The sequence below is a fragment of the Saccharopolyspora antimicrobica genome, assembly GCF_003635025.1.
GTDB classification, from domain to species: domain Bacteria; phylum Actinomycetota; class Actinomycetes; order Mycobacteriales; family Pseudonocardiaceae; genus Saccharopolyspora; species Saccharopolyspora antimicrobica.
In genome coordinates, this window is the sequence record NZ_RBXX01000002.1 from 1,454,959 (window position 1) to 1,468,194 (window position 13,236).

Here is a 13,236-nt window from a genome sequence, read left to right on the forward strand (position 1 = left end):
GGATGTCGGTCAGCCCGCAGGCGGAGCCCCGCGCTTCTGCCTCAGGAGGCCGACGGTGACCGCGACTGCGGCGACGGAGAGGGTCAGGACCAGGGAGTGGCGGGTGGAGGGGTCGACGACCATCAGCACCAGGAACGCCACCAGCGCGACGACCACCGCCCAGGACACGTACGGGTAGCCCCACATTCGCACCGGCAGGTGCTGGCCGTCGCGCTCGGCTCGGGCCCGGCTGTGCAGCTGGGTGGCCGCGATCGTCAGGTACAGCAGGACGATCACCGAACCGCTGGAGTCCACCATGAAGTCGAAGATCGCCGTGGTGCTGACGAAGTAGTTCGCCGCCACGGTCGTCAGCCCGGCCAGCGCCACCACGAGCACCGCCGGAACCGGCACCCCGGCCGCGTTGGAACGGGCCAGCACCCGCGGGCCCTCGCCGTTGCCCGCCAGCGCGTACAGCATCCGGGACGCGGTGTAGATGCCCGAGTTCAGGCAGGACAGCACCGCGACGAGGACCACCAGGTCCATGATCAGGCCCGCGTTCGGGATGCCCAGCCGGTCGAGGACCGCCGAGTACGGGCTCTCCGTGATCCCGGCGGCGTCGTGGGGCAGCAGCGTGGCGATCACCGCGATCGAGCCGATGTAGAAGACCAGGATGCGCACCATCGTGGTGCGGACGGCTCGGCGCACCGCCTCCGCCGGGCGCATCGCCTCGCCGGCGGCGATCGTGACGACCTCGGCGCCGCTGAACGCGAACGACACCACGAGCAGCGCGGGCAGCACCGCGTACCAGCCGTTGGGCGCGAAACCGCCGTGCTCGAACAGGTTCGCCCCGCCGGGCGCGGGCACGCCGGGCAGCAGGCCGCAGATCGCCAGCACGCCGAGCCCGATGAACGCGACGATCGCCATCACCTTGATCAGCGCGAACCAGAACTCCACCTCGCCGAAGGCGCGCACCGCGATCAGGTTGGACCCGGTCAGCACCAGCATGAACACCAGCGCGGCGGCCCAGTCCGGCACCACCGGCAGGATCCCGTGCAGCAGCGCGCCGCCGATGACGGCCTCCACGCCGACGGTGACGCTCCACGAGTACGCGTAGAGCCAGCCGATCGCCAGCCCGGCCCAGCTGCCGAGCTCTCGCGAGGCGTAGCTGGCGAAGGAGCCCGTTCTCGGTGCGGCGACGGACAGTTCGGCGAGCATCCGCATGACCAGGACGACGAGCAGCCCGGCGATCGCGTACGCCACGAGCGCCGCCGGACCGGCCTTGTTGATGACCGCGCCGCTGCCGACGAACAGGCCCGCGCCGATCACCCCGCCGATCGCGATCATGCTCATCTGCCGGTCCCGCAGCGCTGGTCGCAGCCCGCGCGCCCCGGTCGTCCGGGTCTGCTCAACGGATGGCGATTGATCGTTCATCTTGCCTCCAAGATGCCTCAACCGATCGATCGATCGAGAGATCCATGCACGATAGGTGCCGGAAATCGGGAGGTCAATAGGTCTTTGCCCGCCCGAGGTCGATGCGGCCGCCTCGTCGCCGGTACGGTTGCGGTCACTCAGATCGATCAGTCGACCGGTATTCCGGGGGGAGCGCGAGGCGATGAGCGGACGAGGACGCTCAGGGGACGACACGCAGCAGCAGGTGTGGGAGGCGGCCGTCCGGCTGTTCGCCGCGCAGGGCTTCCACGGCACCGGCATCCGCGAGCTCGCCGACGCCGCGCAGCTCTCCCCCGCGACCCTCTACCACTACATGGGCACCAAGCAGGACCTGCTGTTCTCCATCATGCGGACCTGCCTGGACCGGCTGGTGATGGCGGCCGAACGGGTCTCGGCGGACACCGACCGGCCGCAGGCGATCATCGCCAGCCTGGTCCACGTGCACGTGCTCACGCACGCGCTGCACCGCGACGAGACGACCGTGGTGGACAACGAGCTCGGAGTGCTCGACGCCGAACGCCGGAGCACGATCGTGCAGATCCGGGACCGCTACGAGGAGTTCTGGCGCAGCGCGGTCGCGGACGGCTGCGAGCGCGGCGTTTTCGCGGTCCCGGACCAGCGCTTCGCGCGAATGGCGGTGCTGGAGATGTGCTCCGGCGTGGCCAAGTGGTACTCGCCGGAGGGCGAGGAGGAGCTGGACGCGATCGCCACGGCGCACGCGCAACTGGCGCTCCAGCTGCTCGGTGTCCCGGCCACCCGCCTCGCCTCGACCGCGCTGCCCGAGGCCGCCGACGTCCACGGCCTGGTCGAGGAGATCTGGCACATCCAGCTGCCATCCATGCGCGCCCGCGCAACACGCGGCTGACCCGACCCGCTCCGGCTCCGGCTCCGGCTCCGGCTCCGGCTCCGGCTCCGGCTCCGGCTCCGGCTCCGGCTCCGGCTCCGGAACGGATGCAATTTCAATGGAAATCAGACGTCCAATTTCAATTGAAATTGCGAAGGTTCCCGACGCACCCCGACGTGTCAGGCCCCAACACGCCGACGGCCTGCAACTTCCATTGAAATCGAAGACCCGATTTCCATTGAAATTGCGGGCCTGACGGTCAGTCGGCTCGGTCAGGCGGACAAGCCGAGCCGGTTGTGCTTGACCTCGCCTCCGACGACGGTGGCCAGCACTTCGACGTCCTTGATCGCGCGGCGGTCGACGCGGGTGAGGTCTTCGGAGAGCACCGTGAAATCGGCGAGCATGCCGCGCGCGAGCCGGCCCTTGCGGTGCTCCTGGTGGTCGGCGTAGGCCGAGCCGCGGGTGTAGGCGCGCAGCGCCTGCAACGGGGTCAGCCGCTCCTCGGCGCCCAGCACCTGCCCGGCCGCGGTTTCCCGGTTGACCAGCGCGTGGATTCCCAGCAGCGGCGCGCCTTCCACCACCGGGCAATCCGAGCTGCCCGGGACCTCGACGCCTGCGCGCAGGAAGCTGAGCTGCCGGTAGGCGAGCTGCGCCCGTTCCTCGCCGAGCGCGGCGATGATCCCGTCCCCGAGCTCGTCCACGAACCGGCCCTGCGGCACCGGGACCACGCCCAGCCGTGCGATCTCGGCGATCTGCGCGTCGCTGGTGACACCGCAGTGCTCGATGCGGTGCCGGGCATCGGCGCGGGGCACCTGCCGCTGGGCGCGGGCGTAGGCGTCCAGGACCAGCTGCACGGCCGCGTCGCCGATGGCGTGCGTGGCGATCTGCCAGCCCGCCCGGTGCGCCCGCGAGATCTGCTCGCGCAGCCGCTCCGGATCGTCCTGGGTGAACCCGCGATTGCCGACCGCGTCGGCATAATCGCAGCACATCGAGGCTGTTCGGCCGATCAGCGAACCGTCTGAGAACAGCTTGACCGCCCCGACCCGCAGGTGGTCGTCGCCCAGCCCGGTGCGCAGGCCGAGGTCGAGCCCGAAGCCCGGTTCGCTCCCGTCGATGTCGTGCAGCGCGGCCATCTCCGGCATCACGGTGGCGCGCACCCCGAGCACGCCCCGCTCCCGGGCGATCATGAAGGCGTGCAGGTCGGCCGGCCCGTTGCCGGTGAGACGCCCTGCGATGCCGGGTTCGGTGATGCTGGTCAGCCCTTCGGACAGGGCCAGCTCCGAGCCCAGCTCGATGGCCCGCACGAAGTCCTCGATCGGTTGCGGCCGGAGCACGCGGTACACCAGCGACTGGGCCTGCTCGGTGAGCAGCCCGGTGGGCGCGCCGGTGGCGTCGCGTTCGACCGTGCCGCCGGGAACGTCGGGCAGGGCGCGAGGATCCGCGAAGCCCATCGCCCGGATCGCCGCGGTGTTGACCACGCCCATGTGCGCGGAGTTGTGCGCGAGCCAGGCCGGTCGGCCGCCGGTCAGCGCGTCCAGCTCCGCCCGGGTCGGGTGGGCACCGCCGAGGCGGTTCTGGTCGTAGCCGTGCCCGCGCACCCAGGCACCTTCCGGCAGCCGCTCGGCGTGCTCGCGGACGGCGGTGCGCAGCGCGTCCATGCTGGTGACAGCGCTGGGCCGCAGGTCGAGCTGGAGGCTGCGCTGCCCGCGCATGCTCAGGTGGTGGTGCGCGTCGTGGAAGCCCGGGACCACCGGTGCGCCGCGGAGGTCGATGACGTCGGCGGCGGTGCAGCCGTCGAGGTCGTCGTCCAGGCCGACCAGCACGCCGCCGAGCACGCCCATCCGGCTCGCGGTCGGGCGTTCGGGGTCCAGGGTGGTGATGTCGCCGTTGGTGAACAGGACGTCCAAGTGCATGAATGATCCTCCAACTGCCGGTTCAGGCGGTGGACCGCCGAGCACGCAGTCTTGCGCACCGGCCGACGCCGACCCTACTCTGTCGATCGATCGATCGACTAGTTCGGAGGCGGCGTGTCAGAACCGAGCAGCGGACCGCACGCGATCGACTTTTGGTCGCCGGTCCACTTCGACGAGCTGGACCCCAACGGTCACCTGCACAACGCGCGCTTCGCGCTGCACGTCGAACGGGCCCAGACCGCGGCTTTCGCGGCGGCCGGCTTCGACACCGCGACCGTGCTGAACCGGCACCCCGACCTGCACTACGTCGTGCGCCGGTTCGACGTCCTGTTCCACTCGCCCGTCGGCAACACCGGGAACCTGCTGGTAGCACTGCACTTCACCGAGCTCGGCCGGACCAGCGCGACCTGGACCTTCCGCTGCGGCCCGCCCGGAGCACCCAACGCCACCGGCACGCGCACGATCGTGAAGGTCGACGCCGACGGCCGACCGCTGCCCTGGTCGCCGCGGATGCCGGAGTGGCGGACGAACCTGCTGGCCGGCTGAGACCACGAGGAGACGACATGTCCGAACCCCGGACCGGAACGCTGGTCGAGACCGAATTCGACGGCGACATCGGCGTGATCCGGCTGAACCGACCGGAATCCCTGAACGCGGTGAACACCGCGCTGGTGGAACAGCTGGTCGCCGCTTTCGACTCCGCGCGCACCGCTCGCGCTGTCCTGCTCACCGGTCGCGGCCGCGCCTTCTGCGCCGGTCACGACCTGAAGGCGCCGCCCGAAGATCCCGCCACGGTGCGAGCCCGGCTGGACCGCATCCAGGACGTCACCCGCCGGATCCGCAGCTGCCCGGCCCCGGTGATCGCGGTGGTGCAGGGGCACGCCGTGGGTGCGGGTGCGGAATTCGCCCTGGGCTGCGACCTGGTGCTGGCGGGCGAGGGCGCGCAGTTCCGCTTCCCCGAGGTGGGCCTCGGGCTCAGCGCCACCGGTGGGCTCTCCGCCCTGCTGCCGATGCTGGTCGGCCCGATCAGGGCCAAGGAGCTGGTGATGTTCGGCGAGCCTCTCGACGCCGCCACCGCGCATCGGCTCGGGCTGGTCAACGCGGTGATCCCGGACGACGAGCTGCTGGCGACCGCGATGAGCTGGGCGCGGCGGCTGGCCGAACTCCCGGCGGCACCGCTGGCGATGGCCAAGGAGGCCATCGACGCGGGCACCGATCGCGCGGTGGAATCGGCCCTGGCGCTGGAGATCCGCCACGCGATCCGCACCGACGAGCTGAGCACCGAGGGAGGCAGTCCGGTATCGACTTCAGCCCTCCTCAACCGCACCTCAGGGGACCGTGACGCAACCCGGCCACAAGAAACCCCGAAACGCGAGATAAGTCCCGAACGCAACCACCACTGTGAATCGCGGAGAGGCGGAACAGCATCGCGGAGAGGTGGAACAGCATGAGCGACCTGTCCCTCGCGGATCTCGTCCGCAACGCGGCCGAACGCTGGCCGGAGCGAGTCGCGTGGACGTTCGACGCGCTCGGCCGGGAGCTGACCTTCGCCGAGGTCGACCGGCGCAGCGATGCTTTCGCCGCGCTGCTCGCCGAGCACGGGGTCACCGCGACCGATCGCGTGGCGGTGATGCTCGACAACCGGCCGGAGTTCCCGCTCGCCTGGCTGGGCGCGACCAAGCTGGGCGCGGCGGTGGTCCCGGTGAACATCCGCTACCAGGACTACGACGCCGCGCACGTGCTCGCGCACTCCGGCGCGCGGGTCGTTCTGACCACGGCGCAGCACGCTGAACTGCTCGCGCGGATCAGGAGTTCCACGTCCCTGCAGCACGTGCTCGACGTCGACGCCATCCCGATCCCCGACGCGCCGGCACCGAAGTGCGCCGCACCGGTGCCCGAGACGGTCGCCAACATCCAGTACACCTCGGGCACCACCGGGGCGCCGAAGGGGTGCGTGCTGCCGCACCGCTACTGGACCTCGCTGGCCGCCGGGCTGGTCGAGGGCTTCCCGCGGATCGGCGCGCAGGACACCATCCTCACCGCACAGCCCTTCCACTACGTCGATCCGCAGTGGAACACCGCGCTCGGCCTCGCCTCCGGCGCCCGGCTCGTGGTGCTGGACCGCTTCCACCCCACGACGTTCTGGTCCAAGGTCCGCGAGCACGAGGTCACCTGGCTCTACTGCCTCGGCCTGATGCCGAAGCTGCTGCTGGACATGCCGCCGTCACCGCACGACCGCGACCACCGGGTGCGCGCGATCAGCGCATCGGCGATCCCGGCCGACCTGCACGCGGCGCTCGAAAAGCGCTGGGGCGTCCCGTGGTTCGAGGCGTTCGGCATGACCGAGACCGGCAGCGACATCCGGATGACGCCCGAGGACCACGACGACACCGTGGGAACCGGTTGTCTCGGTCGGGCCATCGCCGGGCGGGAGGTCGCGATCCTCGGCGACTCCGGCGAACCGGTGCCGCGGGGCACCACCGGCGAGCTGGCGATCCGCGGCGTCGGGCTGATGCACGGCTACTTCCGCGACGCGGAGGCCACCGATCGGGCGTTCCGCTCCGGCTGGTTCCACACCGGCGACCTGGCCAGGATGGACGACCGCGGCCGCGTCTACTACGCGGGCCGGACCAAGGACATGATCCGCCGCAGCGGTGAGAACATCACCGCGGGCGAGGTGGAACGGGTGCTCCAGCTGCACCCGGCGGTGGACATCGCCGCCGTCCTGCCGGAGCCGGACGAGCTGCGGGGCGAAGAGGTCCACGCCGTCCTGGTCCTCCGCGACGAGACCTGCACCCCGGAGGACCTGGCGGCCTTCTGCGGCGAACAACTGGCCTACTTCAAGGTCCCCCGCTACTGGACCTTCCGAACCGCGGTGCCGCTGACGCCCTCGGAACGGGTCTCCAAGGCGGCCCTGCGAACCGAGCTGGCACAGGACCGCTCCCCCAAGTACGACCGCAAGACCCAGCAGTGGACTTAGGGAATTTCCCGAGCGTCCGCGGACGTTGATCGCGCCATGGCACAAGGACCGGCACCTCGCCCGCTGTCCGACGAAGCCCTCTCCGGGTTGCTCGGCAAGCAGCAGTTCGGCACGCTCGCCACCGTCAAGCGCAGCGGGCATCCCCACCTGACCACCATGCTGTACAGCTGGGACCCGGAAGCCCGGGTGGTGCGGTTCTCGACGACGGCCGACCGGGTCAAGGTCGGCCACCTGCGGCGCGATCCGCGTGCGTCGCTCCACGTACAGGGCGCCGACGTGTGGTCGTTCGCCGTTGCCGAGGGCGAGGCCGAGGCCTCCGAGGTCACGACCGTCCCCGGCGACGCGGTCGGGCGGGAACTGCTCTCGATCGTCCCCGCAGCCGCGAAGCCGGAGGACGAAGGAGCGTTCCTGGAACAGCTGGTCGCCGAGCGCCGACTGGTCATCCGGTTGAAGGTGGATCGCCTGTACGGCACGGCGCTCGACGTCTGAACCGGGCTCGGGAAGCGCCCTGTGCTCGCAGGGCGCTTCCCGGCGCGCTCAGCTCCCGGCCGTCCACAACTCCTGCAGCACCAGTTCGGCCGCGCTCGGGATGGGTTCAACGATCTCGCAGGTGCGGGCCTCGGCGATCCGGCGGGCCGTCTCGCTGAGCGGCCCACCTGCGATGATCACCGCCTCGGCACGGTCCGCCCCGGTGCACCGGTCGACCGCCGCGGCCAGTTCGGCGAACTGCCGCTCGGGATCGGCCGCCAGCACCAGCGGCTCCGACTCGGTCAGCCGGACACCGGTGAAGCCCTCCGACATCCCGTGCTCGGCGACCAGCGCGGTGAGGGAATCGACGAGCAGCGGCGTGCTGGTGGCCATGCCGAACCGCCGCCCCTCCCGGCCCGCGGCACCGATGGCCGCCTGCCCGATGCCGACGACCGGCAGGTCGAGCTCCGCGGCGAGCCGGCTGCGGCCCGGGTCACCGATCGCGGCGACGATCACCGCGAGGTAGTCCCGCTCCGCGGCGTCCAGCGCGCGCAGCACGGCATCGCGGACATGCTCCTCGGATTCCTTCAACGCCACCGGGTCGAGGATCATCGACGGTCCGGCTCCCGCTGTGACACCGTCCACCTCGAGCCCGCTGCCGCGCAGCGATCTCGCGGCGAGCGCGCGCATCATCTCGGTGGTCGCCCGGTTGGTGTTCGGGTTGACCAGGAGCACCGTTCCGGTCTCAGGCGTGGGCAATCTGCTCGTCCTCCTCCATCGGCTTGCCGAAGGTCTCCGGCGGGAACTGGACCGCGATGCCGAGGATCACGAACAGCACGGCCAGCATCGCGAACATGCCGGTCAGCCCGCTGAGGTCGAAGACGAAACCGGCCACCAGCGGGAACAGGCCGCCGGACAGCGAGCCCATCGCCAGGATGATCGAGGTGCCCATGCCTCGAACGCGGGTCGGGTAGAGCTCCGGCGCGAACAACCAGATCGTGGTGTTCACGATGATCACCGAGAAGTTGAACAGGAAGCCGAAGGCGAGCACCAGGGGCAGCGAGTCGGAGAACACGGCGATCGACAGCCCGGCCACGCAGCCGAGGACGGCGCCGCCGGTGAGCACCTTCTTGCGGGGCAGCCGGCTGGCGCCGAAGGCCGCGGCGATCGCGCCGACCAGCGAACCGGTCTGCATCAGCAGGGTGAAGCTCAGGCTGGAGGTGAGGTCGTGGCCGCTGGCCACCAGGATCGTGGGCATCAGGGTCAGCATCGAGATCTGCGCGGCGTAGGACATGCACACCGCCACGGTGAGCAGCACCGTGCGGCGCAGCAGCCGACCCCGCAGGACACCGCGCCAGTCCGAGCGCGGCGGCTTCCCCGGTTCCTGCGCAGCGGTTCCGGTCAGGTACTGCTCCGGGTTCTCGATCGGGCCGCTCAGCTGGCCCCTGGCCAGCCGGTTGATCACGAGGTTGGCTTCCTCGATCCGCCCGCTGGCCGCGAGGAACCGCGGGGTCTCCGGCACGTAGCGGCGGAAGAACATGATCAGCACGCAGGGCAGGAACAGCAGCCCGAAGAGCCAGCGCCACTTGTCCGGACCGTCGAAGACGGAGAACACCAGGATGCCGAACAGCGGCGCCAGCATGTTGCCGAGACCGGCCGAGGTCACGTTGATCAGGCCGACCGCGGTGCCGCGGTGCCGGGCGGCGAAGAGCTCCGCCATCATGATGACCGCGACCGAGATCTCGCCGCCGAGCCCGAAGCCGACGATGAAGCGCCCGGCCGCGAGCACCGCGTAGTTCGGCGCCAATGCGCAGATCAGCGAGCCGCCCGCGAAGATGAGCAGGTTGACCATCAGCATCTTCCGCCGGCCGAACCGGTCGATGATCACGCCCGTGAGCAGCCGCCCCAGGGCGGTCGCGGTGAAGGTCATCGTGTTGAGGAAGCCGATCTCGGCCCCGCCGAGACCCCAGGACTCCTGCAGCACGGGGCCGGTGAGCCCGACGGCGTTCTGCTCCAGGGCGTCGAACCAGATGCCGATCAGGACCATGATCAAGATGTGCTTGTGCGCACTGGTGACGCCGATTCGACCGTAGGCGTTCTCGATCTGGTCGGCTAAGGCGACCTTTCCGTCGGACGATCTCCCGGACCGACCGGATGCCGTTTCCACAGCCCTACCTCCGATGCCACATTGCATGGATATAGACCTTCCGCGATGTGAAATATACTTCTCACTTCGCAGAATGAAGCGGAAGTGTAGCCCGCAATCCACCCATCCACCAGACCGAACGGAGCACCCGGCCGACAACTTCAGGGCACGAAGCCGCCTGCGCCACAGCACGGTTCGCCACCAACTGGCCGTCCACAGCGGACGATGCACCTCCGCGCAGCGCAGAGCGAGGGCTCGGTCGGCGACCCGACCTCAAGCAGAAGCGACGCGCACAGCCCAGGCCCCACCGGAGAAGTCCAGCCGCCACCAATCCGGGAGGCAGTCGCAGTGAAGCGCACCTGCTCCCCAACCGGCACACCGACGGCGATCAGCAGGAGCCGAAGCAACAACATCCGCACCCCAGGAACCACAGAAAGCCCGACGAGGGGCTGGTCCGCGAGCAGGCCGGGAATGCCGCCCCTCGCAAGGAGCCGACGAAACGTCACCCCCGCACCGTGGGGGCCTGCGGGGGCTCGGCCCCCGCAATCAAACCCGGAACGAGAAAAAGCGAAGCGCCCCGCGCGAGCAGGGCGCTTCATCGAAGTGGAGGTGCCGGGAATCGAACCCGGGTCCTCCGTCGCTTCACCAAGACTTCTCCGTGCGCAGTTCGCTATGCCTCTGCTTGGCTCCACCGGTCTCGCGAACTAGCCGATGTGACGAGCCCAGTCGCTGTTGGATGTCCCACCAGGTCCCGCGACCGGACCTGGCGGTAAGAGCCTCCTAGCTGATGCCGGATCCCGGGTCGGAGGCAATCCCGGTCCGACAGAGTCGCTCCTCGCTCAGGCGGCGAGGGCGAACTCGCGCTGACTCTTGTCGGCGCTTATAACGTTGCAGCGACGCTCACGGTGGTCTCCTGCCTGCACCGGCACGCTTCCCTTGGATCAACGTACGGAGTCGAAACCGTTCACCCCCTCGCTACCGGCTCGGCTTTCGAACCGGTGTACCCCAGCATAGCGCCTGACGTCCCGGCGATCATTCCCATATCCCTGAAACGATCACGAAGACCCGCCGAGCAGCTTCGCCGGAGTGTCGTGCAGCACCGCACGCAGGAACTTCGTCCCCAGCCGGTCGTCGGCCTCCGCCCAGCCCGCGATCGCCGCCAGCTGCTCGGCGTACGGGTACGGGATGTTCGGGTAGTCGGTGCCGAGCACGACCCGGTCCGCGTGATCGGCCAGGCGCGCCGACCAGTCCGCGGGCAGCGCCGCAAAGTTCTCGCTGAACGCGACCCCGACCATCGTGGTGTCGAGGTGCACGCCCGGGTACGCGCCCACCAGGTCCAACGCGACGTCGTGGTCCGGCATTCCGGCGTGCGCGAGCACCGCGACGAGCGCGGGGTGGCGGCGCAGCACCTGCTCGAACACGTCGAGCCCGGTGTGGGCGCCTGGGATCGGGCCGTGACCGCAGTGCACGACCACCGGGATCCCGGCCTCCGCGAGCAGTCCCCACGCGGGCTGGAGCAGTTCGTCGCGCGGGTCGAAGGCGCCGACCTGGACGTGCATCTTCACGCACCTCGCGCCGGCGTCGAGCGCCTTGGCGAGGTAGGTGGCGACCTCGGGCTCCGGGAAGATCGTCGCCGTCGGCACCGCGCCGGGCGTGCGGTGCCCGAAGTCCACCGCCCAGTCCGTCAGCCACTCGGCCATGCCCGGCTTGTGCGCGTAGACCAGCGGCGCGAACGTCGTCACGCCGAGTTCGCGCAGGATCCGCAGGCGGTCCTGCTCGGAGTGCCGGTAGTGGATCGGCCACTCGACGCCGTAGTGCTCACCGGCCCGGTCGAAGTACGCCCACACCTTGTCCAGCACGCGTTCGGGCAGGAAGTGGGTGTGGATGTCGACCAGACCGGGCAGTCCCAGCTCGGCCAGCCAGGCCGGGATCTCGGCGTCGCTGCGCGGCGCCGTCAACGCATGCCCTTGCGGGCGCGGCCGATGGCGCGCTGCATCTCCCGCTGGGCATCGCGCTTGGCCAGGTCGTGCCGCTTGTCGTGCGCCTTCTTGCCGCGCGCGAGCGCGAGCTCGACCTTCGCCCGGCCGTCGCTGAAGTACAGCGACATCGGGATCAGGCTCAGCCCGCTCTCCTTGATCTTGCCGACCAGCCGGAGGATCTCGCGCTTGTGCAGCAGGAGCTTGCGGGAGCGCCGCGGCTCGTGGTTGGTCCAGGTCCCCTCGGTGTACTCGGGGATGTGCACGTTGCGCAGCCAGACCTCGCCGTGGTCGACGGTGGCGAAGCCGTCCACCAGCTGGGCCTTGCCCTGCCGGAGGCTCTTCACCTCGGTGCCGGTCAGCGCGATGCCGGCCTCGTAGGTGTCCAGCACCGCCCAGTCGTGCCGCGCCTTGCGGTTCTGCGCGATGACCTTGCGGCCGCGTTCCTTCACCATGCCGACAACTCTAGCTGCCGTGTCACCCGAGTTTCGGTGCCGCCGCGAACGCCGGAGGGCCGCGGCCCCAGCTGGAACCGCGGCCCTCCGGCACGTCTCACAGGCGGACGTAGAGGCGGAGTGTGACGTAGCCCGTACCCGCCGAGATGACCGCTGCCACCAGCAGCAGGATCGGCGAGATCACCGCGACGTCGCCCCACTCGACGCTGGGCACGATGCCGCCGAACGACGCCATTACCCGGTCGAGGAACAGCGCCTTGAAGCCCGACAGGCCGAGGATGCCCAGGATCGCACCGATCAGACCGGAGACCACCGCTTCCAGGAGGAACGGCAGCTGCGTGTACCAGCGGGTGGCACCGACCAGGCGCATGATGCCGGTCTCGGTGCGGCGGGTGAACGCCGAGAGCTGGATGGTGTTGGAGATCAGCAGCAGCGCGGCGAGCGCCTGCACCAGCGCGATGAAGAAGGCGATGTTGCGGATCAGGTTCAGCATGCCGAACACCTGGTCGAGGTAGTCGGCCTGGTTGACCACGTTGTCCACGCCCGGGCGGCCGTTGAACTCCTGCTTGACGGCCCCGAAGCGCTCCGGGTCGCTCAGCTTGACGCGCAGCGAGGCGGGCATCGCCTCGGCGCGGGCGACGTCGCGCAGCTCGGGCTGCGACTCGAAGACCTTGTTGAAGCTCTCGAACGCCTGCTGGCGGTTCTCGTACCGCACCGACTCCACGCCGGACACGCGCTTGAGGTCGGCCATGATGTTCGCGCAGGGCTGCTGGGAGCAGTCGTTGTCGTTGGCGCTCACGTCGTCGGTCATGAACACCACGACCTCGACGCGGTCCTGGTAGGTCTCCTGCATCTTGTCGATCATCCGGACCACGAGGAGACCGCCGCCGAGCAGACCGACCGAAACGGCGGTCGTCAGGATCATCGCGATGGTCATCGTCACGTTGCGCCGAAGGCCGTTGACGACCTCGCTGAATACGAAGCTCGCGCGCATCTTGTGTCAGCTTTCCTAGCCGGTCGGGGGTG

General features: G+C 69.9%; 11 protein-coding genes, 1 other RNA gene and 1 pseudogene. 5 read left to right on the forward strand and 8 right to left on the reverse strand.

Translation table 11 applies throughout. From position 1 onward, the window contains the following. Positions 1–9: 9 nt before the first annotated feature. Positions 10–1,410: an amino acid permease gene (locus tag ATL45_RS07330; protein WP_093153243.1), complete on the reverse strand. Its 1,401-nt coding sequence runs from the start codon at positions 1,408–1,410 to the stop codon at positions 10–12. Positions 1,411–1,591: 181 nt separating this feature from the next. On the opposite strand from ATL45_RS07330, the gene ATL45_RS07335 reads away from it, so the two are divergent. Further along, the gene (locus tag ATL45_RS07335) at positions 1,592–2,293 is read left to right on the forward strand and encodes a TetR/AcrR family transcriptional regulator (RefSeq protein ID WP_093153240.1); all 702 of its coding nucleotides are present in this window, start codon (positions 1,592–1,594) and stop codon (positions 2,291–2,293) included. Between the two features lie 251 nt (positions 2,294–2,544). On the opposite strand, the gene ATL45_RS07345 is transcribed toward ATL45_RS07335, so the two are convergent. Further along, a complete protein-coding gene (locus ATL45_RS07345) occupies positions 2,545–4,185 on the reverse strand; it encodes an amidohydrolase (protein WP_093153238.1) in 1,641 nt (546 codons plus the stop codon). Between the two features lie 114 nt (positions 4,186–4,299). Here ATL45_RS07345 and ATL45_RS07350 point away from each other — a divergent pair, with 114 nt between their 5' ends. The 4 genes and pseudogenes from ATL45_RS07350 (at position 4,300) to ATL45_RS07365 (ending at position 7,654) form a co-directional block, all read left to right on the forward strand. Beyond that, a complete protein-coding gene (locus ATL45_RS07350; RefSeq protein ID WP_093153236.1) occupies positions 4,300–4,731 on the forward strand; it encodes an acyl-CoA thioesterase in 432 nt (143 codons plus the stop codon). 17 nt (positions 4,732–4,748) lie between these two features. Then, positions 4,749–5,456, forward strand: a pseudogene (locus ATL45_RS07355) (enoyl-CoA hydratase/isomerase family protein); the annotation flags it as partial. Positions 5,457–5,632: 176 nt separating this feature from the next. Beyond that, positions 5,633–7,165, forward strand: a complete 1,533-nt coding sequence (locus ATL45_RS07360) for an AMP-binding protein (RefSeq protein ID WP_093153230.1) — start codon at positions 5,633–5,635, stop codon at positions 7,163–7,165. 36 nt (positions 7,166–7,201) lie between these two features. Continuing rightward, entirely contained in the window at positions 7,202–7,654 is a 453-nt protein-coding gene (locus ATL45_RS07365; RefSeq protein ID WP_093153228.1) for a TIGR03618 family F420-dependent PPOX class oxidoreductase, read from the forward strand. A gap of 48 nt (positions 7,655–7,702) precedes the next feature. Here the strand turns inward: ATL45_RS07365 and ATL45_RS07370 are convergent, their stop codons facing one another. The 6 genes from ATL45_RS07370 to ftsX form a co-directional block, all read right to left on the reverse strand. Further along, positions 7,703–8,392 carry an aspartate/glutamate racemase family protein gene (locus tag ATL45_RS07370; protein WP_093153225.1) on the reverse strand — a complete coding sequence of 230 codons (690 nt, stop codon included), beginning with the start codon at positions 8,390–8,392 and terminating at the stop codon, positions 7,703–7,705. Next, positions 8,379–9,680 carry an MFS transporter gene (locus ATL45_RS07375; RefSeq protein ID WP_246025797.1) on the reverse strand — a complete coding sequence of 434 codons (1,302 nt, stop codon included), beginning with the start codon at positions 9,678–9,680 and terminating at the stop codon, positions 8,379–8,381. The genes ATL45_RS07370 and ATL45_RS07375 overlap by 14 nt, the downstream gene beginning before the upstream one ends. Positions 9,681–10,380: 700 nt before the next feature. Beyond that, positions 10,381–10,751, reverse strand: a transfer-messenger RNA (tmRNA) gene (ssrA, locus tag ATL45_RS07380). Positions 10,752–10,834: 83 nt separating this feature from the next. Further along, positions 10,835–11,737, reverse strand: a complete 903-nt coding sequence (locus ATL45_RS07385) for an amidohydrolase family protein (protein ID WP_093153220.1) — start codon at positions 11,735–11,737, stop codon at positions 10,835–10,837. Then, on the reverse strand, positions 11,734–12,210 hold the full coding sequence (smpB, locus tag ATL45_RS07390) for an SsrA-binding protein SmpB (RefSeq protein WP_093153218.1): 477 nt from the start codon (positions 12,208–12,210) through the stop codon (positions 11,734–11,736). Before smpB ends, ATL45_RS07385 begins: the two co-directional genes overlap by 4 nt. A 97-nt stretch (positions 12,211–12,307) precedes the next feature. Further along, positions 12,308–13,204, reverse strand: coding sequence for a permease-like cell division protein FtsX (gene ftsX, locus ATL45_RS07395; protein ID WP_093153215.1), 897 nt, complete (start codon positions 13,202–13,204; stop codon positions 12,308–12,310). Between the last annotated feature and the right edge of the window lie 32 nt (positions 13,205–13,236).